Source organism: Pirellulales bacterium (assembly GCA_019694435.1).
Lineage (GTDB): Bacteria > Planctomycetota > Planctomycetia > Pirellulales > JAEUIK01 > JAIBBZ01.
This window is the reverse complement of record JAIBBZ010000004.1, coordinates 149,160-171,775: the sequence shown is the minus strand read 5'-3', so window position 1 is coordinate 171,775 and position 22,616 is coordinate 149,160. Positions and strand designations below refer to the sequence as shown.

The following is a 22,616-nucleotide window of genomic DNA, read 5'->3' as shown; positions in this document are numbered from 1 at the left end:
CAATAGACCGTTTTCCGAGAACTTGATTCGCTTTCGGTACTTGCCGCTGGCTATTCCGATGACCGCCGTCCCCACTCGCACGATACGACGCAGGCCCAGCCGCTGGCTGCCGGCGCGGTTGGGCGTTGGCCTGGTCGCATTGCTGGCCGGCTCGTACCTGTGCCTTCCCTTGGCCGCGGCCGAGGACGCGATCGCCAGCGCCGCGGATGCCGCACAGCTCAAGCGCGGCATCGCCAACCTCGAGGCGCCGAACGGATACGTGCCGCGCCAAGAAGATGCCCCGGCCCCGCTGCAAGGCGTCAACGTAACCGAGCATCTCGGCGACAAGCTGCCCTTGGAGCTGACCTTCAAGGACGAGCGGAATCACGGTGTGCGGTTGGCCGACTATTTCGACGGCCAGCACCCGGTAATCCTGACGATGAACTACTCCGACTGCCCGATGCTGTGCAGCCTGCAGCTCGAAGGCCTGGTCGAATGCCTACAAGAGATCGATTGGACGCTGGGGCACGAGTACCGCATCGTGACCGTCAGCATCAATCCGAACGAAACGACCGGCCGCGCTCAATTGGCCCAGCAGCACTACCTGCGGCTCTACCAGCGCGAAACGCGCGACGCCGGCGGCTGGCACTTCTTGACCGGCCAAAACGCCAACGTCGAGCGGCTCGCCAAGGCGACCGGATTTGGCTACGCCTGGGTGCCCGAGCGGAAAGAGTTTGCCCACGCGGCCGTGGCGATGGTCTGCACGCCCGACGGTCGCCTGTCGCGTTACTTGTACGGCGTGCATTATCAGCCGCAAACCGTGCGGCTGTCGCTGGTCGAGGCCTCCGACGGGCGCATCGGCACCGCGACCGACAAGATCCTGCTGTTTTGCTTTCACTACGACTCGGCCACCGGCCGCTATGGACCCGCCGCCTTGCGATTGATGCGGGCCGGCGGTGCCTTGACCGTGGGACTGGTGCTCGTGGGTCTGTGGCAATTGCGGCGGGTCGATCGCCGGCGCCAGTCGCAGCCCGACCCGGCTGCGGGTACTCAGCCCGACCCGATGGCAACCGCGGAGTCGCTCGTCGCGGCCGTTCCGCTGAGCATTTCCCTGACGGCGCCGGATGCGGCGAGCCCCTCGCCACAGACCACTTGAACACCCCTGTCCACTGAACGCCTGCGGGCGACACAAGACCAGAGCTCGATATGACTCCCCTTCTCGCGTCCACGAAGATCGCCGCGTGTGGCTTGTCGCCCCTGTGGGCCCAATCGCCTCACTGGGCTCCATCGACACTTTGGGCACAGCTCACCGGCTCGAGTTTCCTGTTTCCCGAGCAGAAATCGACGGTCGCCGCCGAGGTCGACTGGGTCTTCTACTTCATCCTCACGCTCAGTCTGATCTTTTTCGTGATCATCATCGCCTTGATGGTGCTGTTCATGATCGCGTATCGGCGTCAGCCGGGTGTCGAACCGGCCGACTCGCCCGCACACAGCACGGCGCTCGAAGTGACCTGGAGCGTGGTGCCCGGCGTGCTGTTGATTTTCATCTTCTACTGGGGCTTTGCGGGGTACCTCGACCTGCGGACGCCGCCCAGCGACAGCTACGACATCAGCGTCATGGCCCGGCAGTGGAGTTGGGAGTTCACCTACCCCAACGGTTTTTCCGATAAAGACCTGCACGTGCCGGCGGGGCGCCCGGTACGGCTGGTGATGACCTCGAACGACGTGCTGCACAGCCTGTACGTGCCGGCCTTCCGCGTGAAGCAGGACGTGGTACCCGGCCGTTACACCTACATGTGGTTTAACGCCGAGCCAGGCGAGTATCAACTGTTCTGCACCGAGTACTGCGGTACCGATCACTCGGACATGCTGGCCAAGGTGATCGTGCACCCGGCCGACGAATTCCCGGCCTGGCTCGAGAAGGCCTCGAACGTGGCCGAAACGTTGCCGCCGGTTGAAGCAGGCCGGTACTACTACGAACGCAAAGGCTGTGCTCAGTGTCACACGATCGACGGCACACCGCGCGTGGGTCCGTCGTTCAAGGGCGTCTACGGCCGGCAGGAAAAGCTGGCCGACGGCTCGACGGTGACGGTCGACGAGAACTACATCCGCGAATCGATCCTCGATCCGCAGGCCAAGGTCGTCGCCGGGTTCAAGCCGGTGATGTCGTCCTACAAGGGCATGCTGAAAGACAAGCAGATTTCGGTGATCATCGAGTTCCTCAAGTCGCTCAAGTAAGCGACCTTCCAGATCGAGGTTGGCATACATGGCAACGGTTACCAAGCCCGGCTCGTACGGCGCCACCGCGCCCGCTCAGGTGAACTACCTGAACAACTCCCACGGCTTCTTGTCGTGGATTTTCACGCTGGACCACAAGCGCATCGGCCTGATGTACCTGGGCGGCGTGATGACGATGTTCCTGCTCGGAGGCATCTTCGCGCTGTTGGTGCGGATCGAGTTGTGGCAGCCCGGCGTCGGCATCCTGGGCGTGCTGAACACGGCCGCCGACACGAAGGCTGCCGCCAACGCCTACAACAAGCTGTTCACCCTGCACGGCGCGGTGATGGTCTTCCTGGTGATCATCCCCAGCATCCCGGCGGCATTGGGCAACTTCGTGCTGCCGATCATGCTCGGCGCCAAGGACGTCGCCTTCCCGCGGCTCAATCTGCTCAGCTTCCATTTCTGGATCTTCGGGGCGTTCATGTTCGTCTGCGTCCTGCTCTGGGGCGGGTTGGACACGGGCTGGACGTTTTATGCCCCCTACTCGCAGCGCACGACAACGCCGGTAATCGCGGCCACGTTCGGCGCGTTTATCCTCGGCTTCAGCTCGATCTTCACCGGCATCAACTTCATCGTCACCACCCATACTCTGCGGGCCAAGGGCATGGGCTGGTTCAAGATCCCGCTGTTTGTGTGGGCCCTGTACGGCACGGCGGTGATCCAGGTGCTCGCCACGCCGGTGCTGGCCATCACGCTGCTGCTGTTGATGGTCGAAAAGGCGATGGGCATCGGCGTGTTCGATCCGTCGCGCGGCGGCGACCCGGTGCTGTACCAGCACTTCTTCTGGTTCTATTCGCACCCGGCCGTGTACATCATGATCCTGCCGGCGATGGGCGTGATCAGCGAACTGATGGCCACGTTCAGCCGCAAGCACATTTTCGGTTACCGGCTGATCGCCTTCAGCAGCGTAGCCATCGCCTTGCTGGGCTTCCTGGTGTGGGGCCACCACATGTACACCAGCGGCCAGTCGGAACTCGCCGGCACGATTTTCAGCGCCATCACTTTCACGATCGCCATCCCCTCGGCCATCAAGGTGTTCAACTGGCTGTTCACCATGTACAAGGGCTCGGTCAGCTTCCAATCGCCAATGTGCTTTGCCTTGGCCTTCTTGTTCCTGTTCGCCATCGGCGGGCTCACCGGCCTGTTCCTGGCGACGATGTCGACCGACGTGCCTCTGCACGACACGTACTTCGTCGTGGCCCACTTTCACTACGTGATGGTCGGCAGCGCCATCACGGCCATGTACGGCGGCCTGTTCTACTGGTGGCCGAAGATCTGGGGCAAAATGCCCAACGAATTCTGGGGCCGGGTCACCGCCCTGCTGATCTTCACGGGCTTCAACGTCACGTTCTTCCCGCAGTTCATCCTGGGCACCCGCGGGATGCCGCGGCGGTACTTCAACTACCTGCCTGAGTACACCGAGCTGCACCAATGGTCGACGGTCGGCGCAGTGATTCTCGGCGTCGGCGCGGGCGTCGGCATGGTCACCCTGATCTACGCGATCTTCCGCGGCAAGCCCGCCCCGATGAACCCCTGGGGCGGCGCCACGCTCGAATGGCAGTGCAGTTCGCCGCCGCCGTTGGCCAATTTCGATACGCCGCCGGTGGTGCACGACCCGTACGACATGCAGCGCGTGGTCTACGACGCGAGGGTCGATGGCTATGTGCCTAACCCCAACTATAAGCCGAGCGATTTTGCTCACTAGCCGCGAGTCGGCGGTCCCGGGCTGACCTGCCGGGGCGCCGCTGGATGCGGAACAACGAACTCAACCAACCCTTTGTAAGCAGGCAGTCGAACCTCCATGGCGACGCACGTTGAATCTCACGCTCCCGGCGATCATGGCGCGGACGGTCACGGCGAGCACGGGCACCTGCCCCACCTGGCGCATCACTTCGAGACCCCCGAGCAGCAGTTCTACTCGGGCAAGCTCGGGATGTGGTTGTTCCTGGTGCAGGAAGTGCTGTTCTTCAGCGGGCTGTTCTGCGCTTATGCCGTGTATCGCCGACTGCACCCCGAGGTGTTCGTCTATGCCCACGAGTATCTCGACGTGAAGTGGGGGGCGATCAACACGGGCGTGCTCATTTTCAGCAGCTTGACGATGGCGTTGGGCGTCCGTGCAGCGCAGCTTGGCCAGCGCAAAGCGCTGATCGGCTTGTTGAGCATCACAATCGCCTGCGGCTTTGCCTTCATGGGCATCAAGTACGTCGAATACAGCCACAAGTGGCACCACGGCGTGCTCTGGGGCAAGCTGTACGCCCCGGACTTCAAGCCGGGCGAAGAACATCTGGCTCACGGCGAGCACGGGGCAAGCGAAGCCGGCGAAGGCGAACATGCCGAAACTGCTGCTGCGAGCGCTGAGACCGCTGCGCCGGCCGAGGCAACTGCCGCGACTCCGGCACCAGACGCCGCTGCGGCCCCGGTCGATGCCAACGCGCCGATCACGCCGGCCACGGCCACGGGCAGCTCACTCGCGCCGCCCGGCACCGGTCCGACAGGCACGCTGCCCCCGGCCCTGGCGGCGACCGAACCCCATCATCCGCCGCATGAGCCGAAGAACGTGCAGATCTTTTTCGGCATCTACTTCTGCATGACGGGCCTGCACGGCCTGCACGTCGTGATCGGCATCGGGGTGCTCGGCTGGCTGTTGTGGCGGGCCCTGCGCGGCGAGTTTGCCGACGGCTACTTCGAGCCGGTCGACTTCGTCGGACTGTACTGGCACTTGGTCGACTTGGTGTGGATCTACCTGTTCCCGTTGTTGTACCTGATTCACTGATTGCCCTGGACTCCCTGAACACATTCGGCGGCGCGTTGCGCCGGCCGGCGGATCGATTTTGCAGTAAGGAACGCGACCGATGGCACATGCGGCAGCTACCGACGGCCACGCCGGAATGATCAAGCACCCGCCCGTGGGACACGTCGTACCGGTATCGACGCTGGTCGGCACCTGGATGGCGCTCATGGCGCTGACCTTGCTGACCGTGGGCCTGGCGCAGTTTCACCTGGGCCCGCTCGATCTGATCAGCGCCTTGGCCATTGCCACCTTCAAGGCGATGCTCGTGTGCTTGTACTTCATGCACCTGCGCTGGGACCGGCCGGTGCTGTCGATCTTCTTTGTGGGGTCACTGTTGTTCGTGGCCCTGTTCCTGGGCCTGGCGATGCTCGATACCGGACAATACGACCCGGCGGTGCGGAGCCGCCAGATCGTCGCCCCGGTCGATCTGCAGGCCGCGCCCGACGCACAGCTCGATCCGATGCTCAAGGCCGCCGAGAAGAAGGCAGAAGCCGCCACCGAGGCTGCAGAAGCCGCGGCCGCACCGGCCCCCGAGACGCCCGCTGAGGCTGCACCTGCCGAGGCTGCACCTGCCACGGCACCGCCGGCCGAAGCTCCGGCAGAAACGCCACCTGCCGGCGAAGCCGCTCCGGCAGCGCCCTGACCTGAACGCAGCGGGCCCTGACCTGAACGCAGCGGAACCTGACTCGAAGCAGCAGGTCAGTCGCCCTTCTCGCTCAGTCGCCCACCCTGCCCGCTTACTCAACGACCGAGCGGTGGAAGTGGACGTGCTTCCACGCGCCCTGCTGCTTGTGCCAGACGCGGGTCTCTTCGACGGCCGCCGTTTGCGGATGGCCATGTGCATCGAGCCGCTGCGTGAGCCGCACATAGGCGAGCAGGGCCACGTCGCCCATCACGCGGACCTGTGGCGAGGCCATCGTGTTTTGGCGCGGTGAATTGCCCGCGCCGAGATCGAAGTAGTACTTGTGAAACGCCATGCCGGCGACGACCTGGCCCCGGGCCTCAGGCTCGATGCAGGTCAGCGTCGGATCGCAAAGCGTCGTGTAGGTTGCCCAATCGCCTCCTGCGATGGCGTCGAGCAGCTTCTGGTTAAGGGCGAGCAATTCCTCGGCAACGGCGTCGGCCATCAGTTGTCTCCCGGTTCGAGGTTCTGGTCGTCGGTGGCCGCGGCGCCGGCCGAATCTGGCACGAGCAACCCTAGCGCGGCGAGCTTGGTCCGGCATTCGTCGCGTTCGCGGCAACGCCGCATCGCGGCCCATCCCGGGTCCTGCACGGCGAGAAAGTCGGCCTCGGTGGCCTGGGCACGGCCCTGCTGGCCGAGCCGCGCCACGAGCCGTGCGATCAGCTCACGATCGAGCCGCGAGAGTACCAGTCCTTCACGGCGATAATCGACAAACGCCTCCCAGACCAGTGGAAACAGCGGCTTGACGATCTGCTCGCCGATCGTTTGGGCATATTGGCGGATTTCCCACTGGGCGTGCGCGTCCATCCGCAGCGCGAGAAAATGCAGGATGTTGTGCAAGTCGGCCTTCCAGTAGGCCTCGGTGTAGGTCGACAGAGGTAAGTCTTTGCGGGCCTGCTCGCGGGCCACGCCCGCGGCAATCCGCCGCTCGTAAAGCGCCCGGGCCGCGGCTTGAAATTCGGCTTCGGCGGCGCTCAGCTCGGCGCCGGCCTGGGCTTCGAGCGCGCCGGCGCTCCCCTGGCGGTTCGATTCGGACTGGCGGCGCCAGGCGTCCGGCGGCGTGGCCTGCGCAGCGTCGATGGCCAGCGAATAGCGCGTCGAGTATTCGTTCACGTTGGCCGTACGATGGCGAATCCACTGTCGCCAGCAGTCCATCGGCACCCGCACCAGCAGTTTGATCTCGGCCATCTCGAAAGGCGTGGTGTGCCAGTGCCGCATCAGGTAGCGGATCAACTGCCGGTCGTCGGAGACCTTGCGCGTACCCTCGCCATAGCTGACCCGCGCCGCCTGGACCACGGCCTGATCGTCGCCCATCACGTCGACCAGGGTCACGAAGCCGTCGTCGAGGACGGAAAACTTGTGCCATTGCAGGCGGCGGAATTCGTCGGCGTTGGTCGGCATGTCGTCCTCGGCAAGGGGCCCCGGTTTCCGTACGCGGCCCGCGCGGCGCAGCAGCAGGCGTTTCGCCCGCGGGGTCGTCATTCTACCCCTCGAATTGTCCAGGCCAACGGGGTGCCATGGCCGGCGGGGGTGCGACGAATCGCGCGTCGGCATGACGCCGCTGGGCAAGCGCGGTACAAACGCTTAGCAACCCGCCGCGCGTACCTCTCGCCGCAAAGGCAACGGCCCATGACTACGCACGATTCCCAATTGGCCGAGTTCGAGCAAGTTCCGGTCATCGACGTGGGACCGCTGCTGGCCAGGAGCCCCGCACGCTACGATACGGCCCGGCAGTTGAGCGAAGCCTGCCGTGAAAGCGGGTTCTTCTACATCATGGGGCACCATGTCGAGCCGGAGCTGCTGGCCGACCTCGATCGGCTCAGCCGGGAATTTTTTCGCTTGCCGCTCGCGGCCAAGCAGCAGATCGCCATGAGCCGTGGGGGGCGGGCCTGGCGCGGATATTTTGCCGTCGGCGACGAGTTGACCTCGGGCAAGCCCGACCAGAAGGAAGGCCTGTACTTCGGTGCCGAGCTGCCGGCCGATCATCCCGAGGTCGTGGCCCGCACGCCGCTGCACGGGGCCAACTTATTTCCTGCCGAGCTGCCCGAGCTGCGGAGGGTCGTGTTGACCTACATGGACCGGCTGACTCAACTCGGCCACGCCTTGATGCGGGGACTGTCGCTGAGCTTGAACCTGCCGGAAGACTATTTCGATCGGCGCTACACGGCCGACCCGCTGATCTTGTTCCGCATCTTCAACTATCCCTGGGTGCCGGAGTCGGCCGCGCGCGAGGCGACGTGGGGTGTCGGCGAGCACACCGACTACGGCCTGTTGACGATCCTCTGGCAAGACAACGCCGGTGGGCTGCAGGTAAAAAGCCGGAGCCGCTGGATCGAGGCGCCGCCGATCGCAGGCTCGTTCATCTGCAACATCGGCGACATGCTCGACCGGCTGACGCGCGGGCTCTACCGTTCGACGCCACATCGCGTGCGCAATTCGGCCGGTCGCGACCGGCTGTCGTTTCCGCTGTTCTTCGACCCGAGTTTTCGCGCCGAAGTACGGCCCATCGAGGAGCTGGCCGACGTCCCCATCCCCAACGACCGCAACGAGCGTTGGGACCAGGCGAGCGTCCACGAGGCGCAAGGCACCTACGGCGATTACCTGCTGGGCAAGGTCTCGAAGGTGTTTCCGCAACTGCGGACCAACCTGGACTGAGCGTGCCTGTCGGCTAGGACCCCGGCCAGCGCATGTTCTGCGCGGCAAACACCTGGCGTACCAGGTCGCGCGTGGCCAGGGCGGCCAAATAGTCGGGCGCAGCTTCGACGGCCCGTTCGGCCGCCAAGCGTGCAGGTTCGAGCTCGCGCCGTGTGAGCAGCAGATAAACGTCTTGCACGGCCTGGGTCGCGGTCGCAATGTGCGGATCGATCAACGCCAGCAGCGGGCGCGATTCGACGTGCCTGGCGAGTTGATGCAGCATCAGCAGGTTGTCGATCGGGCTGGCGTCGAGTTGAGCGCGGGGCGCTTTGAAGGTCGTGAACTCCAGCGGGTTATGGTCCCACGTGGCTAACGGTCCGGCCGGCAGGCCCGCGCGGATGGCGCCCTTGTCGACCAGCCAATGGGCCACGAGTGCTTCGGGCCGGTCGATGCCATAGGCCACGAGTCCCTGCGCCGCGCCGACGCGGTCGAACGTCTCGCGGTCGAGCATCGGTCGCCCGGCCAACGGCCGCCGGGCGCCGACCATCAACACCGACTTGTCGGGAAAGAAGAAGACGTCGGCCTCGGGAAATACGTCGCAGAACGTGCGCAGCACAATCTCGAACTCGCTGGTGAGCGTCGCCAGCGGCAACCATTGCACGAACAGGCCGTCGTCGGACAACCGGTCCAAGCCATAAGCGTAGAACTCGCGGCATAGCATCACGGCATTGCCGGGAAAGCTGGGATTCTGCTTGCCGTCGGAGACGATCAGATCGTAGTGCCGCGGGGCGCGGAGCAGAAAATACAGAGCGTCTTCCACGGCGACGTGCACCCGGGGATCGTCGAGCACCGCGCCTTCGGGGAAATACCGCCGCGCGCCGGCGACCACGCCGGCGTTGATCTCGACGCAATCGAGCGTTTCGAGTTGCGGATACCGGGCCAACTCGGCCAAGGTCGAGCCGCTGCCCAGGCCGACATTGAGCGTGTGCCGTATCCGCGTATCCAGGGCCATCGGCAGATGCGCCAGCACGGCCTGTTTGGCCATCAGCCCCTGGTCGAACTGCGACGTGCAGCCGATCACGGCCCCGTCGATCGCCATGGCCTTGGCCCGGGGCCGCACGGGGTCTTCGAGCACCTGCACCGTGGCCAGATCGCCTTCGACGGTGAAGATCGGTTTGGCCCTTGCATAGGCGCCGCGTTCGCCGTGCAGATTGAGCTGGCGCGGCAGCAGCACCGCGAACAGCGCGACCGCCGCGGCGCAGGCCGCGACCGGGCCGAGCGCTGCGCCGCCGCCACCGGCTGCGCGCCGCGCGGCAACCCACAGCACGAGTCCCCAGGCCAGGTTGATGCCGGCGACAAGCTTCGTGCCGGTAATCGTGCCGAACAGCGGCAAGAGCAGCGTCGCTGCGCCGATCGACCCCGCGATGCTGCCCAGGTTCGCCAGCAAGTATGCCGAGCCGACGCGCTGGCCAATGCGCCGGACGTCACCGACCAGCAGGCGGCTCGCCAAGGGAAACGCCAGTCCCATCCACAGCGTCGCCGGCAACAGGAAGACCGTGGCCACGAGTCCATTGAGCGCCAATTGGCGCTCCCAACCGTAGTCGTGGAATCGGCCCGAGTAGATACTCAGCGCATCGCACAACGGCTGCAAGGTAGGTGCAATCGCCGCGGGCGGATCGGTCACCAGCCACAGCCCGGCCATAGCCGCCAGCCCCCAAGCGGCGATGGCACACTGCGACAGCGCCAGATCGCGCTCGGGCCTTCCGCGGCGCACCACGCGTCGCAACAGGATCGAACCAAGTCCCAGCCCCACGAGAAACACCACCAGCACGACCGTGAACGCATAGGTACTGTTGCCGACCAGGTAGCGCAAGGCACGAAACCAGAGGATCTCGTACGACAGCGTCGCCCAACCGGAAAGCACGAGCGTGATGGCCGTCCAGGCGGCCGGCAGCGCGGTCGGAATTGCCGCGTCGGTCGCCGCGACCGGCTCGTCGAGCGGCTGTGCCCGGCGCGCCGCGTTCCAGGCCACGACGGCGATCAGCAGGTTCAAGGCATTGGCAACCAGGATCGCATGGAGCAGGCCCAACCGCTCGACCAGCAGCAGCCCGGCCACCAGCGCGCCGGCTGCGGCGCCGACCGTGTTGAGCCCGTAGATCATGCCCAGGTGCCGGTCGACGCCGCGGACCGAGCGGATCGTCGCCGTGCAGAGCGCGGGAAACGTGGCGCCCATCAACGCGGCCGGCACGATCAGCAGCGCGAACACCATGGCAAACCGCGCTGCGACAAGCGGCGGCCCGTCGCCGACCGTCTCGGCAACGCGCAGAAACGCGGCCGGCAGCGAGTAGAAGGTGCGGCTTAACAAGGCCGTGGTGACGGCGATCCCCAACTCGAGAGCCGCGTAGAAACCCAGCGGCGTCGCCCCGCCGCGCAGCGCGCGGCCAGCCGGCAGATGATAGAGCCACGCTCCCAGGCCCATGCCACCCAAGAAAGCGGCGACGACGGCGCTGGCGGCCAAGGTCGTGCTGCCGAAGGTAAGCGACAGCATCTTGGTCCAGGCGACTTCGTAGATCAGCGCCGCCGCGCCCGAGGCGAACGACATCGCGTAGACCAGCCGCACCAGCGGCCCTGCGGCACGGCTCGCCGCGTCGGCAGGGGCTTCGACGGCAGAGGGCGGGATAGCGGTCATGGGGCGCAAACGTCCTGGGCCGCTCGCTCTAGCCGCGCGGCTCGGTCGCTGGGATCGACTCGCCGCGAATCAAGTCGGCAAACGTCTGGCGCGCACGAATCAAATGGGCTGTGCCGTCGCGCAGCAAGACCTCGGCGGCCAAGGGCTTCGAATTGTAGTTCGACGCCATGACCGCACCGTAGGCGCCCGCGCATTCGATGACCAGGTAGTCGCCGATCTGGGCGCGGGGCAAGCCGCGCGTCGCGACAAACCCGCCGTCGGTCTGGGTAAAGATGTCGCCCGACTCGCACAGGGGCCCCCCCACGACCACTTCGTCGAGCTCGCTCGCGTCGAGCGCGCGGCCGTCGCGCGGGCAGATCGACATGGGGTGATATGCGCCGTACAGGATCGGTCGCGCCAGATTGTTGAAACCGGCGTCCAACAGATAGAACGTCCGCCCGCCGGTCTGTTTGATCGCGCGAATCTCACTGATCAGATAACCGCTTTCCGCGACCAGGTACCGGCCCGGCTCGATCTCGAGCCGCAGCTTGTGCCCGAAGGCCGCTTCGAGCGCGCGACGCGTCTGGTCCCAAAGGTCAAAGTATGCGGCCAGGTCGATTCGCGCATCGCCGGGGCGATACGGCGTCGGCAGACCGCCGCCGGCGCTGATCTCGTGCAGGCTGGCGCCGGCGCGCCGCGCCAGACGGTCCATCGCGCCGCACACCTGTGCCAAATGCTCGAAGTCGGTGCCCGAGCCGATGTGCAGATGCAGGCCGCTGACTTCCAATCCGCGGCGACGCGCCTGGGAGACGCAGGCATCGAGCTGCTCGTGCCAGATGCCGTGTTTCGAGTGCTCGCCGCCGGTGTTGGTTTTCTGGCTGTGGCCGTGACCGAAGCCCGGATTGATCCGCAGGGTAATCGCGCCGCGCACGCCGCGATCGGCCAACTGGTCGATCATGTCGGGCGAACCGCAATTGACGTGAATGCCTCGCTCGACGACCAGGTCGAGCGACTCCCGGTCGAAGATGTCGGCCGTGTAGACGACCGGCGGTGGCTCGCCGGTGGCCGGATACCCGGCGGCCCGGGCGCGCTCGATCTCGCCTGCGCTGACGGCATCGACCAAGACGCCTTGGCGCCGCACCAGGTCGAGAATCGCCAGGTTCGAGCAGGCCTTCTGGGCGTAGCGGATCACGTCGAAGCTGCGAAGCTCGGCAATCCGCTCGATGATCGCCGCGGCATCGTACGCGTAGCAGGGCGTCTGGAAACGCGCGGCCAACTCGGGCACAGCGATCCCGGCGATTTCGTCCCGGCACAGCGGCCGGCTGGTCGTGGCTAGGCTCATGGGGGTTCAAGACTTCCTCAGACTCGCGGGCCAAGGCGGCCCGCCTCGACCGCTGAAACTAGCAGAACGCCCCGAGACCGCAAAGCGCCCCGGGTTCGCCATGGCCGCGTGGCGAGGCGTAGACAAAAAAACGGCGCCGGCCCTGCGAGAGGACCGGCGCCGTGATCAGGGGGTTCGCGCTACGCGAGGTGCTCCGAGAACGGAGCCCTCGGGCAAGCTGGCATTACTGTCCCAGGCCCGGGATGTTCATGCTCGGGGCCGCGGCCATCAGGGCCGAGGTGAGGAAACCCAGGACACCCTTTTGAGCCTCGATGTGCAGCTTGATGCCGTTCTCGATCGGCTCGGCGATCATGGTCACCTTGTCGTCCTTCTCCGGGATGTTCATGGTCAAGGCATCCACCAGCGGGTCCCCCGCCTCGCTGCCGCCCGACTTCTGCTGACTGGCCAGCAGCTTGACGAGCAAGCCGACCGAGGCCTGACCCTGAATCGGCGGCACTTTCTTGTCGGCGGCCGCCTTCGAATCGTCGATGACCTTCTTGAGCTGATCGACGCCGTCCTTGCCCAGGGCCATATAGGCGCTCTTCTCGCCGATGCCGATGACCAGCTCCAGCTCGTCACCGAACAGCTCACTGATCGGGGCCATTTCGTCGCCGCCGACGAACGGAATCGAAACCGTGTGGAAGGCGACGCCTTCATGCTTGGCCACGTCCATCTGCACGCCGTAGAAGCCGGCTTCGGTCTCGGCCATGCTCACCAGGCGCTCGAACCACTTCTTCAGCACTTCGCCGTCGGCGATATAGCCGCCGGCCAAGAGCGTGTGGGGACCTTCGCCGACCAGGGCCATGCCCGCATCGGTCCGGCCGCTGTCGACCGTGGTTTTGACGATGTCGAACAGTTCGCCGACCAGTTCCTTGATCTCGGTGCGGATGGCCTCGTCGGGAATGACGTCAAGCCCTTCGACCTGCTTGTCCAGCTCGGCCTGCATCGAATCGACCATGCCGCGCATTTCGGCGATGTCGTCCTGGCTAAGCACCAGGTTCATGTTCAGCGAAGCCTTGGCGTCCGCGATGTTGAAGCCAGCAAAATTGGTCTTGCCGTCGCTCATCTTGGCCATCCGCTCGGCCGTCTTGCTGCCAGCGACCGCCAACATCGTGACGTCGACCAGACCCAGCTCCTTCTCTTCGTCGATGTTGACGCCGAAGGTGATCTGCTCCATCTCGTCCATCTGCGAGGTCAACTTGTCGAGCTGATCCTTGGTCAACTGCTTGCGCAGTTCGTACTGCGCGTCCGACTCCTGCGGCATCTTCTTCAGCTGCTCGTCCATGCCGAGCTTGATTTGTTCGACGGCCAGTTGCCGGAACACCTCGGGAATGTTCTGAATGTGCGCCTGCACGCCGAAGTCGTACTTCTCGTTCAGACCGCCCAGCAGCTTGGCGGGGTCCGCGGGCACCGAGGCGAAGCCCTCGGGCGCCTGCGAGACAAACGTCCAATCGCCGACTTGCTTGAGGTACAAGGCAAAGGCCTGGACGTTGATCTTGTAACTACCGTCGTCCTGCTTTTCGGGCGCGCCGGCGAGCTGGCCGACCATTTCCATGAACTTGTCCAGTTCCTTGATCGGCAGGAAACCGAGGATCTGGAACTGGAAGCCGTCGGAGTTGACGGCGGCGCCCCAAGGCTTGCTCTTGTCGAGGCCCGGGAGGCCTTGGCCTTGCGACACCAGGTTGATCAGGCCTTCGAGGCCCTGGCCGAGGTCGGGGTTGTCCGACGCCTTGCCCATGAAGTCGATGTCTTTGATCAGCTCTTCGTAGCTCTTGGCCCACAGGACCACCAAGGGCTTCATCTCGTCGTCCTGGGCCAGGACCGACGCCGCGGGCATGAAGAGCATCATGCCGAGCGAAAACAGGGCCAGCGCAAACTTTCTCACGACCAGGTACTCCTCAACAGGAACAAAAAGGGCAAGTGTCTTGGGGGCCGGCGAGCCCGCTGTGGCAAGCTGCCACAGGGGGTGCAACTTCAGCCAATCGCGCACTTCACGGGTACACCACAAGGGGGCAAGCGCACGCTCGAAGCTGGCTCAAGCCACACCGCGCCGGCGGGTGGGAAGCCTGGATTATACCTACGAAATCACCCGGGGTTTTCGCGATGCGGCGAATTTATTCCTGGATTTTGCCGTAGTTGCGTCGCCCTCCCCCCGGCGGCGCGGCGGCGGCCCGGGGTTTTTCGGGCGTGGATGGCGGGTCCGCGGAATCGAACTCGACGCCCCCCTGCCGACGCCCCGGCCCGTCGGTACGATGGACGCAGCCGATCGATCGGCCCCGTCCGTTTGTTGACCACGCCGAAGAGGTCCCAGGCTTTATGAATCTCACCGAAGGCCGCGTGTGGCCGGCCCTGCTGACCCCCCTCGATTCCGCCGGCCGACCCAACCTGACCGCCACCGAGCGGCTGGTCGACGTGCTCTGCGGCCAGGGGCTGGGTGGTCTGTTTGCCCTCGGTTCGACCGGCCAAGGCGTGGCCCTCGGGCTCGACGACCGCCGCCGCGTGGCCGAGGTCGTCGTGCGAGCGGCGGCAGGCCGGATGCCCGTAATGATTCACGTCGGCGCGGTAGCAACCGACGACAGCATCGCGCTGGCCCGACATGCGGCCGAGATCGGCGCCGACGCCGTGACGACCGTGCCGCCGATCTATTACCCGACGAGCGTCGAGGCGACGTTCGAGCATTACCGGCGCATCGGCGCGGCCACATCGCTGCCGTTTTTCCCCTATCACGCCGGCTTCCTCGCCCAATCGCTGCCGCCGCCGCGGATCTACGCGCAGCGGCTGATGGAGCTGCCGAACATCCGCGGGATCAAGTTCACGGACATGAACATGAACGTGTTGGGCCTGTTGCATCAGTACACCGGCGGCCGGCTGGCGTTGTTCAGCGGCGCCGACGAGGTACTCTGCCACGCCGCACTCAGCGGGGCGCTGGGTGCCATCGGCACCTTCTACAACCTCTGGGGACCCGCGGCCCAGCGCGCCCGGGCAGCATTCGTCGCCGGCGATTTTCGCCGCGGGCGCGAATTCATGCTCACGTTCCAAGAGGCGATCGACGCGATCCTGGCGAGCGGGTCGATCTGGACGTTTCTGCGTGCGGCGATGCAGTTGAAGTTCGACCTGGATATCGGGCCGCCCCGCGCCCCGTTGGGCGTCACCGACCGCGCGTGGGAAACGAGCGACGTCGAACGCCTGGTGGCCAGGGTCGAAGCGGCGGCCGGCTGAACCGCCTCACGCCTGCCCGGGGTCGCGCGCGGAGTTTGGCGGGGCGGTGTCCGGGGGCCTAGAATGCTCGCGTGCCGCAGGCCGCGGGGCGCGTCTGGGCATCTCGCACAAAAAGCGACGCTCTTATGCTGCGCTTCGATGGCCAGCCTCATTCGCTCTGCGATCGCCTCTCGCGGCGCGACGTGTTGCACGTCGGTTCGCTGGCGGCCTTGGGGCTCGGGCTGCCGGAATTGCTGGCGGCGCGCTGCGCACGGGCCCAGTCGCCGGAATCGTCGAGCGGCGCCCCGTTGCGACTGCCGGCCAAGGCCCAGGCGTGCATTTTCGTGTATTTGTTCGGCGGTCCCAGCCAGCTCGATACGTGGGACCTCAAGCCGGATGCGCCGACCGACTTTCGCGGGCCGTTTCGACCGATCGCGACGCGCGTGCCGGGCCTGGAGATCTGCGAGCATTTCCCGCACCTGGCCCAGGTCTCCGACAAGCTCACGATCGTGCGTTCGATGCATCACGAGCATCCGCGGCACGGCTATGGGCTCTATTACGCCTTCACCGGCCGGCCCCATGCGCGACCCGACCTCGACGCTGCGCCCGACCCGAGCGATTTTCCCAGCCTCGGTTCGCTCGTGGCCCGGCTGCGGCAGCCCCGGGCCCCGTTTCCGCAGGCGATCACCGTGCCGCGCTGGAACCGGTTTCTCGACCTGCCTCAGGAGTATGCCGGCGAGACGGCCGGCTTCCTGGGGCGTGGATTCGACCCTTGGCTGATTCGCGCCGAACCGAACACGGCCCAATTTCACGTCGCGGGCGTCGAGCTGCCGGCCGGCATCACGCTCGATCGACTCGCCGCGCGGCACGATCTGCTGGCACGACTCGATCGTGAGCTTGCGGCCAGCGCCGACGAGCTCGAAGCCCAGAAAGACACGCTCTACGCGCAGGCCTTCGCCTTGGTGGCCTCGGCGCGCGCGCGGCGGGCGTTCGCACTCGAGCAAGAACCGGCCGCGCTGCGCGAGCGCTACGGTGCGAGCCCCTTTGGGCAGGCGCTGCTGCTCGCCCGGCGGCTGGTCGAGGCCGGTACGGCGCTGGTCACGGTCAATTGGCACGAAGACGGCAGCGACGTGAAGAGCCCGTTTTGGGACACGCACAAGGACAATTTCAACACGCTCGAGCGGAAGCTGATTCCACCGGTCGACCGCGGGTTGGCAGCGCTCTTAGGCGACCTGGACGAGCGCGGTCTGCTCGACGACACGCTGATCGTCGTGTTGGGCGAATTCGGCCGCACACCCCGCATCGGCCGGGTGGTGATGAACGCGGCAACCGACGCGACCGGGCGCGACCATTGGCCGCACGCTTATTCGGTGCTCATGGCCGGCGGCGGCATTGCGCGCGGGCGCGTGTACGGATCGTCGGACGACCGCGGCGCTTATGTGGCCAGCCAACCGATCACGCCGCCGGAGCTGACCGCCACGATTCTCGACTTGCTGGGCGTCGATCTGAGCCAGCGGATTTACGATCGCCAGAATCGCCCGCACGACGTGGCGCCGGGCGCGCCGGTGCGCGCGCTTTATGCCTGACGTCCGCAATGCGCACATCGCGCGACATCGCGGCCGCGCGCTGTTACCGCTCGCGGAACACGATCCGCCCGCGGGTCAGATCGTAGGGAGAGAGCTCGACCTTGACGCGATCGCCAGGGACGATGCGGATGAAGTTCTTGCGCATTTTGCCGGCGACGTGTGCGATGACCTCATGACCGCCGTCGATCGTGACGCGAAACCGCGTGTTGGCCAGGGCCTGCGTGACGACCCCTTCGACCTCGATGCCTTCCTCTTTTTCCGCCATAAACCTCTTCCGCGATAGCCGCGCTGGCCGGGCTGGGAGAAAACCGGAAAACCGGGTTCCCAAATTGACCCCGGCCAAAGCTTTGTAGGTTAACCTTTGAGGTGAGACCCGTCTAGAATTGGCTGGAATTGCAAAAGCAAATATGGCCTCGCTCGAACAGGACGAACTGCGAAGCTGGCTGGCCGCGCTGGCCGAGACCGACCGCCTCGGCGCCATGCCGGCCCTGGCCCCCGAGCGCGTGGAGTTGCTCGAACGGCTCTTGGGGCACGATCTCTGCCGGCGGCTGGGCGTCTTCCGTCTGCCCGAGGGCTTCCGCCTGTCGGTCGTGATTCCGGTCTACAACGAGGTGGCCACGCTGGGTGAATTGGTCGAACGCGTCCGCGGCTCCGGGGTCCCGGTCGAGATCATCCTGGTCGACGACGGCAGTACGGACGGCACCCGGGCCCTGCTCGACTCGTGGCGCGGCCAGAGCGACCTGCAGATCATCTTTCACGAACAAAACCAGGGCAAAGGCGCGGCGCTGCGCACGGGCTTTCAACATGCCACGGGCCAGGTGGTGATCATCCAGGACGCCGACCTGGAGTACGACCCGGGCGAATACGGCAAGCTGATTCAGCCGATCGTCGAGGAGTCGGCCGACGTGGTGTTCGGCAGCCGGTTTAGCGGCGACAACCAACGCGTGCTCTATTTCTGGCACTATGTGGGCAATCGTTTGCTGACGACGCTTTCGAACTGCTTTACGAACTTGAACCTGAGCGACATGGAGACCTGTTACAAGGTCTTCCGGCGCGAGGTGATCCAGCAGATTGCACCCACGCTGCGCGAGAACCGCTTCGGCATCGAGCCGGAATTGACGGCCAAGGTGGCCAGCATTCCTGGCATCCGCATTTACGAACGGCCCATCAGTTACCGCGGACGCACGTATGCGCAGGGCAAGAAGATCACCTGGCGCGACGGGATCAGCGCCCTGCGGTGCATCTGGCGCTATCGCCGCGGGCTCGGGAGATGAGGCGCACGCGTAACGGTGCGCGCAGGCTCGGTCGCCACGGGCAGACGGCGCGGGGCGCCGGGCGCTCGCCGGCCCAGGCTCCCTTGATAGACGTCGTGCTCCCACTGGGCTTGGGCGGCCGCGGCGCGGTACTGCTCGTGGAACCAGGGATAATCGAACTCGGTGCGATAGTCGAACGCCGGCCCCGGGACCGGGGTGCCGCAGCCAGGCGCGATGCCGTAGTAGGGCAAGCTCCGGCAGCAACTCTTGCGCATGGCGTACGGCACCAGGTTGTCTGTCGCGCAAATCGGCGAGCCGGCGACGAGCGCCGCGGCGATGATCAGGCAGGGTGCCATGCGATAGGTTCCTCGATGCTGGCGCGCCGTTGCTGGCAGCGGGCCGGCCGCGCCACGCCGAATAGCATCGACCGGCGAGTCCGGCCCCGGCCACTCCCGCAGGGCGTCGCCGGCAATCCTTGCCCGAGCGTCGCGCCGGCGGGCGAAAACCGCGCCGCGCGGCGCAGGCTGCTGGCTACCGGCACTCACGAGAACGCCTGATGTCGACGCGCAAGCCCACGCCACCGCTGGCCGGCGCCGACCTGGCGCGATCGGTACGCCGCGGGTCGTTGGCCGTCGTGGCCTGCCAGGCGACGGGGCACGTGATGTCCGTACTGATCCTCTCGGCCCTGTTGCGGCTGCTGGGGCCCGAGCCGTTCGGACTGGTCGGCATGGTGCTCCCCTTGGTGCTGTTCGGACGCATTTTCACCACCGGTGGGTTGTACGTCGCCGGCGTGCAGCAGCCCGAGTTGGCCGTGGCCGAGGCTTCGGCCCTGTTCTGGATCAATCAGCTCGTCGGCATCGTGACGTCGCTCGGAGTGGCGGCGCTCGCACCGGTCGCGGCCTGGCTCAACGGCAGGCCCGAGCTGGTGCCGCTGGGCATCGCCCTGGCAGGAACGCTGTGGGCCACGACGTGGGGCGTGCAGCACCAGGTGATGCTCGAGCGCGAGCTGCGCTTGGGCTGGGTGGCGCTGGTGCGCGTGGTCGGCCAGGCGATCGGTGGTGCCGCGGCCGTGGCCATGGCCTGGTATGGCTGGGGGGCCTGGGCCCTGGTGCTCGAACAGTACGTCGAATGGGGGCTGATCGCCGCCGGTTACTGGTGGCTGCATCCCTGGTGGCCAGGGCGCCCGCGCCGCGGGGCGAACGTGCTGCACCTGATCCGGTTCGGCGGCAACTACGCCATTAGCGGCGTGTTGTTCTGGATCGCGGCCAACGCCGACAAGGTGCTGATCGGCGTCCTGCTCGGCGAACGCGCCTTGGGGCTCTACGGCCAAGCGTACGGTATCGCCATGAAGCCCGTCAGCGCGCTGAGCACGCCGCTGACTGGGGTGATGTTGCCGGCCCTGTCACGCGCCCGCGGCGATCGGGCAACTTACCTGACGTTGCTCACTACTTTCTGGCGGCTGATTGCCCTGGTGTGTTTTCCGCTGGGCATCGGGCTGTCGCTCACGGCGCCCGAGGCGATCGAGCTGCTCGGCTCGACGCGCTGGGGCGACGCGGGAACGCTCTTGGCCGTGTTTGCCTTGTTGATCGTGGTGCACCTGTTCATCAACGTGATCGGCAGCGTGCTGTCGAGCATCGGACGATCGGGCCGGCTCGCAGTCCAGGCCGCTGCGTTGGCCGCGGCGGTACTGGCGGCATTGGCCGCCACGGCGCTGTGGCCGGGCCGGACGCTGTTGGCTTTTGCCAGCGCCTACACGGCGGCCTACTTGTTGGCGTTCTTGCCCTACCTGGGCGCGTGCCTGATCGCCGTCGAGATGCCTTGGCGTGATTTTCTGAAGGCCGTGCGTCGGCCGCTGCTGGCCGTCGCGGTGATGGCGGCGGTGGTCGCGGCACTGCGCTGGCTCGTGCCGGGCCTGGCCGAGATGCACGCGGCCGTGCGACTGGGCATCCTCGCCACGAGCGGCGCCGTGGTCTATCTCGCGCTCGTCTGGCGCGAGCTGCATTGGATCGCGACGCATCTGCGTGGCCCCAGCGCGGTCGCCGCCAGCTGAACGCGGCCGTACCGGCAGTGCTGGCCCACTCGATCAATGCTTCGGCGCGCTAGCGCCGGCAGCGGGCTCGTCGGGGAGCGGGTTTCCCTGAGTATCCCAGTGCTTCCAGGGTTCGACGATCCTGCCTTGGCTCCAAACCGATTCGGCCTTTTTCGCACCGTTTTCCCAATAGTGCACGATGCGGCCGTCGAACTGGTCCTGGACGTAATGGCCCTCTTCCTTGACCTGGCCATTGTCGTACCAGACCGTATAGGGTCCGTCCTGGATATAGCCGCCTTCGGCCCTGGGCCGTAGCGTCACGCGCGATTGCAGCGTGCCGTTGCCCCAGCGCGTCTCTTTGACCGTGCTTCCATCGCCGCACCCGGTGACGACGGCGAGCAACAACGCGGCCGCGGCTGCAATTCGTCCGGCGAGCGTGCTCGACATGGGGGGGTACTCCGGTCAGCCTTGCCGGCTGACGACGCGATGGAAGTGCAATCGCACCTCGCGCTCGACGACGCGGCGCACACCTTCGACCAGGCAATGTGGCTCGTTGTCTTCCTGCCCGCGGCGCATCACGTCGTCGAGTTTCATCCCCGGCGGTACGGTGAACGTCGACTGGTAGATGATCTGATTGCCGGCATCGAGCTCGGGCACGATGAAATGGCACGTTGCGCCATAGGTCAGCATCCGGCTGGCATAGGCCTCTTGATAGGGCCGTAGCCCGGGAAAGCTGGGCAGCAGCCCGTGGTGCAGGTTGATGATCCGCCCGCCGGCATATTTCCAGCAACTGCTGGGCGGCAGGACGCGCATGTAGCGTGCCAGGACGATGTAGTCGACCTCATACTCGTCGCACAGCGCGATCATCCGCTCGTCGTCGGGGTTGCCGTGCGCGTCGCCGATTGCGTGCCATTCGACGCCGAATTGCTCGGCCAGCGAACGGCACGACGGGCGATTGCCCAGCATGCAACTGGCAACGGCCTTGATCTGCCCGTCGCGGATGGCGCGCAGCAGCGCCAGTGGCGGCTCCTGACGGTGCGTCGTGCAGATTGCCAGGCGCGGGCGGCGCGCGACCGGCGGCGTCCAGACGCGGACGCTCAAGCCGGTGGTTTGGGCCACGGATTGCATGGCCTCGCGCAGCGCGGGTTCTTCCTCGTCGCCGATCGCGATCCGCACGTACATGGCGAAGAGCCGCTCTTCATCATGATCGTACATCTGGATCTCGGCGATATTGGCCCCATGCGCCGTGACGTAGTGCACGATCGGATCGGCCAGGCCGCGGTTGTCGGGTCCTACGGCGGTGATGACGATTTCCATGACCGGGCATCTCGATCGCGGCAGACGCAATTGGTGATCGGACGAACGCAGACGGCCATCCGGCGGACGCGGCGGCTGGCACCGTGGCCGGCTTCAGCGTCGGCCGCGGCAGAGGTCGGCCCAGCGGCCGAAAATGGTCCGCGACAAGGCGTGCATCCGGGGCAATTCTTCGTCCGCGCGGCGGCGAATCGCCTCTGAGTCAATGTAGTCCAGGGCCTCGATTTCACAACGGCCGGCTGGTTCGTCAAGCCAGTCGTCGACCAGCGCCCGATCGACTTCGGCGTGGAATTGCAGGCCCCAAGCCAGGGGGGCGGCACGATACGCTTGCTGGGCCACTTGCTGGCTGCGGGCCAGGTGGACCGTACCCGGCGGGGGATCGAAGGTGTCGCCGTGCCATTGGAACACGCGCTGCGCGGCATCGAGCCCATGGAACAAGGGATCGTCTTCGGCCGCCGGCAGCAGCTCGATGTCGTACCAGCCGATCTCCTTGCGCGGCGCGGCAAAGACGCGCGCGCCGAGCGATTTGGCCACGAGCTGTGCGCCCAGGCAAATGCCCAACAGCGGCGTGCCCGCCGCCAGGTATTCGGCGATCCACCGCGGTTCGCGCGCCAGGAACGGGTACTCGTCGACCTGGTCGACGTTCATCGGTCCGCCCAATACGACCACGCCGGCCGGCTCGCGACGATCCGGCGGCGGGCAAGCCCCGGTGTAAGTGTCGACGTATTCGAAGCCGAGCCCGCGCTCGGCAAGCAGCAGCTCGAGCATGCCCAGCGTCTCGTGCGGAGCATGGCGCAGAGCGAGGATGGTCTGCCGCACGG

20 protein-coding genes are annotated in these 22,616 nt (G+C 66.1%); 10 read left to right on the top strand and 10 right to left on the bottom strand.

Annotated elements, in window-relative coordinates; translation table 11 throughout:
- Positions 1-58: 58 nt before the first annotated feature.
- The 5 genes from K1X74_05815 (at position 59) to K1X74_05795 (ending at position 5,693) form a co-directional block, all read left to right on the top strand.
- Positions 59-1,135: an SCO family protein gene (locus K1X74_05815; protein ID MBX7165848.1), complete on the top strand. Its 1,077-nt coding sequence runs from the start codon at positions 59-61 to the stop codon at positions 1,133-1,135.
- A 50-nt stretch (positions 1,136-1,185) separates the two neighbouring features.
- On the top strand, positions 1,186-2,217 hold the full coding sequence (coxB, locus tag K1X74_05810; protein MBX7165847.1) for a cytochrome c oxidase subunit II: 1,032 nt from the start codon (positions 1,186-1,188) through the stop codon (positions 2,215-2,217).
- Positions 2,218-2,245: 28 nt separating this feature from the next.
- Positions 2,246-3,964: a cbb3-type cytochrome c oxidase subunit I gene (locus K1X74_05805; protein MBX7165846.1), complete on the top strand. Its 1,719-nt coding sequence runs from the start codon at positions 2,246-2,248 to the stop codon at positions 3,962-3,964.
- Between the two features lie 96 nt (positions 3,965-4,060).
- Positions 4,061-5,032: a cytochrome c oxidase subunit 3 family protein gene (locus K1X74_05800; protein MBX7165845.1), complete on the top strand. Its 972-nt coding sequence runs from the start codon at positions 4,061-4,063 to the stop codon at positions 5,030-5,032.
- A gap of 79 nt (positions 5,033-5,111) precedes the next feature.
- Complete coding sequence (locus K1X74_05795; GenBank protein MBX7165844.1) at positions 5,112-5,693, top strand: cytochrome C oxidase subunit IV family protein; 582 nt, start codon at positions 5,112-5,114, stop codon at positions 5,691-5,693.
- A gap of 94 nt (positions 5,694-5,787) precedes the next feature.
- On the opposite strand, the gene K1X74_05790 is transcribed toward K1X74_05795, so the two are convergent.
- Both K1X74_05790 and thyX read right to left on the bottom strand, forming a co-directional pair.
- Entirely contained in the window at positions 5,788-6,177 is a 390-nt protein-coding gene (locus tag K1X74_05790) for a nuclear transport factor 2 family protein (GenBank protein ID MBX7165843.1), read from the bottom strand.
- The gene (gene thyX, locus K1X74_05785) at positions 6,177-7,214 is read right to left on the bottom strand and encodes an FAD-dependent thymidylate synthase (GenBank protein ID MBX7165842.1); all 1,038 of its coding nucleotides are present in this window, start codon (positions 7,212-7,214) and stop codon (positions 6,177-6,179) included. The genes K1X74_05790 and thyX overlap by 1 nt, the downstream gene beginning before the upstream one ends.
- A gap of 147 nt (positions 7,215-7,361) precedes the next feature.
- Here thyX and K1X74_05780 point away from each other — a divergent pair, with 147 nt between their 5' ends.
- The gene (locus K1X74_05780; GenBank protein ID MBX7165841.1) at positions 7,362-8,387 is read left to right on the top strand and encodes a hypothetical protein; all 1,026 of its coding nucleotides are present in this window, start codon (positions 7,362-7,364) and stop codon (positions 8,385-8,387) included.
- A 13-nt stretch (positions 8,388-8,400) separates the two neighbouring features.
- Here K1X74_05780 and K1X74_05775 read toward each other — a convergent pair whose 3' ends face one another.
- The 3 genes from K1X74_05775 to K1X74_05765 all read right to left on the bottom strand — a co-directional run bounded on the left by K1X74_05775 (position 8,401) and on the right by K1X74_05765 (position 14,300).
- Complete coding sequence (locus K1X74_05775; protein MBX7165840.1) at positions 8,401-11,055, bottom strand: fused MFS/spermidine synthase; 2,655 nt, start codon at positions 11,053-11,055, stop codon at positions 8,401-8,403.
- A gap of 28 nt (positions 11,056-11,083) precedes the next feature.
- The gene (gene lysA, locus K1X74_05770) at positions 11,084-12,376 is read right to left on the bottom strand and encodes a diaminopimelate decarboxylase (protein ID MBX7165839.1); all 1,293 of its coding nucleotides are present in this window, start codon (positions 12,374-12,376) and stop codon (positions 11,084-11,086) included.
- A 223-nt stretch (positions 12,377-12,599) separates the two neighbouring features.
- On the bottom strand, positions 12,600-14,300 hold the full coding sequence (locus K1X74_05765; GenBank protein ID MBX7165838.1) for a hypothetical protein: 1,701 nt from the start codon (positions 14,298-14,300) through the stop codon (positions 12,600-12,602).
- 431 nt (positions 14,301-14,731) lie between these two features.
- On the opposite strand from K1X74_05765, the gene K1X74_05760 reads away from it, so the two are divergent.
- Together K1X74_05760 and K1X74_05755 are read left to right on the top strand one after the other, a co-directional pair.
- Positions 14,732-15,634, top strand: a complete 903-nt coding sequence (locus K1X74_05760) for a dihydrodipicolinate synthase family protein (protein MBX7165837.1) — start codon at positions 14,732-14,734, stop codon at positions 15,632-15,634.
- Between the two features lie 125 nt (positions 15,635-15,759).
- Complete coding sequence (locus K1X74_05755; GenBank protein MBX7165836.1) at positions 15,760-17,199, top strand: DUF1501 domain-containing protein; 1,440 nt, start codon at positions 15,760-15,762, stop codon at positions 17,197-17,199.
- Positions 17,200-17,242: 43 nt separating this feature from the next.
- Here the strand turns inward: K1X74_05755 and infA are convergent, their stop codons facing one another.
- On the bottom strand, positions 17,243-17,464 hold the full coding sequence (gene infA, locus K1X74_05750) for a translation initiation factor IF-1 (protein ID MBX7165835.1): 222 nt from the start codon (positions 17,462-17,464) through the stop codon (positions 17,243-17,245).
- 142 nt (positions 17,465-17,606) lie between these two features.
- Between infA and K1X74_05745 the strand changes: the two genes are divergently transcribed.
- Positions 17,607-18,473, top strand: coding sequence for a glycosyltransferase family 2 protein (locus tag K1X74_05745; GenBank protein MBX7165834.1), 867 nt, complete (start codon positions 17,607-17,609; stop codon positions 18,471-18,473).
- Here K1X74_05745 and K1X74_05740 read toward each other — a convergent pair.
- A complete protein-coding gene (locus K1X74_05740) occupies positions 18,449-18,808 on the bottom strand; it encodes a hypothetical protein (protein ID MBX7165833.1) in 360 nt (119 codons plus the stop codon). The genes K1X74_05745 and K1X74_05740 overlap by 25 nt on opposite strands.
- A gap of 200 nt (positions 18,809-19,008) precedes the next feature.
- Here K1X74_05740 and K1X74_05735 point away from each other — a divergent pair, with 200 nt between their 5' ends.
- Positions 19,009-20,502: an oligosaccharide flippase family protein gene (locus tag K1X74_05735; GenBank protein ID MBX7165832.1), complete on the top strand. Its 1,494-nt coding sequence runs from the start codon at positions 19,009-19,011 to the stop codon at positions 20,500-20,502.
- Positions 20,503-20,535: 33 nt separating this feature from the next.
- Here K1X74_05735 and K1X74_05730 read toward each other — a convergent pair whose 3' ends face one another.
- From K1X74_05730 to K1X74_05720, 3 genes are all read right to left on the bottom strand, one after another.
- The gene (locus K1X74_05730; GenBank protein MBX7165831.1) at positions 20,536-20,928 is read right to left on the bottom strand and encodes a hypothetical protein; all 393 of its coding nucleotides are present in this window, start codon (positions 20,926-20,928) and stop codon (positions 20,536-20,538) included.
- A gap of 15 nt (positions 20,929-20,943) precedes the next feature.
- Positions 20,944-21,798, bottom strand: a complete 855-nt coding sequence (locus tag K1X74_05725; protein ID MBX7165830.1) for a formyltetrahydrofolate deformylase — start codon at positions 21,796-21,798, stop codon at positions 20,944-20,946.
- 93 nt (positions 21,799-21,891) lie between these two features.
- A complete protein-coding gene (locus K1X74_05720) occupies positions 21,892-22,614 on the bottom strand; it encodes a hypothetical protein (GenBank protein ID MBX7165829.1) in 723 nt (240 codons plus the stop codon).
- Between the last annotated feature and the right edge of the window lie 2 nt (positions 22,615-22,616).

Bases quoted from the DNA above. Each gene is read 5' to 3' on its own strand.
- coxB (MBX7165847.1), top strand. From the start codon at position 1,186: ATGACTCCCCTTCTCGCGTCCACGAAGATCGCCGCGTGTGGCTTGTCG.
- K1X74_05760 (MBX7165837.1), top strand. From the start codon at position 14,732: ATGAATCTCACCGAAGGCCGCGTGTGGCCGGCCCTGCTGACCCCCCTC.
- K1X74_05815 (MBX7165848.1), top strand. From the start codon at position 59: ATGACCGCCGTCCCCACTCGCACGATACGACGCAGGCCCAGCCGCTGG.
- K1X74_05725 (MBX7165830.1), bottom strand. From the start codon at position 21,798: ATGGAAATCGTCATCACCGCCGTAGGACCCGACAACCGCGGCCTGGCC.
- K1X74_05745 (MBX7165834.1), top strand. From the start codon at position 17,607: ATGGCCTCGCTCGAACAGGACGAACTGCGAAGCTGGCTGGCCGCGCTG.
- K1X74_05730 (MBX7165831.1), bottom strand. From the start codon at position 20,928: ATGTCGAGCACGCTCGCCGGACGAATTGCAGCCGCGGCCGCGTTGTTG.
- K1X74_05790 (MBX7165843.1), bottom strand. From the start codon at position 6,177: ATGGCCGACGCCGTTGCCGAGGAATTGCTCGCCCTTAACCAGAAGCTG.
- K1X74_05805 (MBX7165846.1), top strand. From the start codon at position 2,246: ATGGCAACGGTTACCAAGCCCGGCTCGTACGGCGCCACCGCGCCCGCT.
- K1X74_05735 (MBX7165832.1), top strand. From the start codon at position 19,009: ATGTCGACGCGCAAGCCCACGCCACCGCTGGCCGGCGCCGACCTGGCG.
- K1X74_05740 (MBX7165833.1), bottom strand. From the start codon at position 18,808: ATGGCACCCTGCCTGATCATCGCCGCGGCGCTCGTCGCCGGCTCGCCG.
- infA (MBX7165835.1), bottom strand. From the start codon at position 17,464: ATGGCGGAAAAAGAGGAAGGCATCGAGGTCGAAGGGGTCGTCACGCAG.
- thyX (MBX7165842.1), bottom strand. From the start codon at position 7,214: ATGACGACCCCGCGGGCGAAACGCCTGCTGCTGCGCCGCGCGGGCCGC.
- lysA (MBX7165839.1), bottom strand. From the start codon at position 12,376: ATGAGCCTAGCCACGACCAGCCGGCCGCTGTGCCGGGACGAAATCGCC.
- K1X74_05800 (MBX7165845.1), top strand. From the start codon at position 4,061: ATGGCGACGCACGTTGAATCTCACGCTCCCGGCGATCATGGCGCGGAC.
- K1X74_05775 (MBX7165840.1), bottom strand. From the start codon at position 11,055: ATGACCGCTATCCCGCCCTCTGCCGTCGAAGCCCCTGCCGACGCGGCG.
- K1X74_05780 (MBX7165841.1), top strand. From the start codon at position 7,362: ATGACTACGCACGATTCCCAATTGGCCGAGTTCGAGCAAGTTCCGGTC.
- K1X74_05795 (MBX7165844.1), top strand. From the start codon at position 5,112: ATGGCACATGCGGCAGCTACCGACGGCCACGCCGGAATGATCAAGCAC.
- K1X74_05755 (MBX7165836.1), top strand. From the start codon at position 15,760: ATGCTGCGCTTCGATGGCCAGCCTCATTCGCTCTGCGATCGCCTCTCG.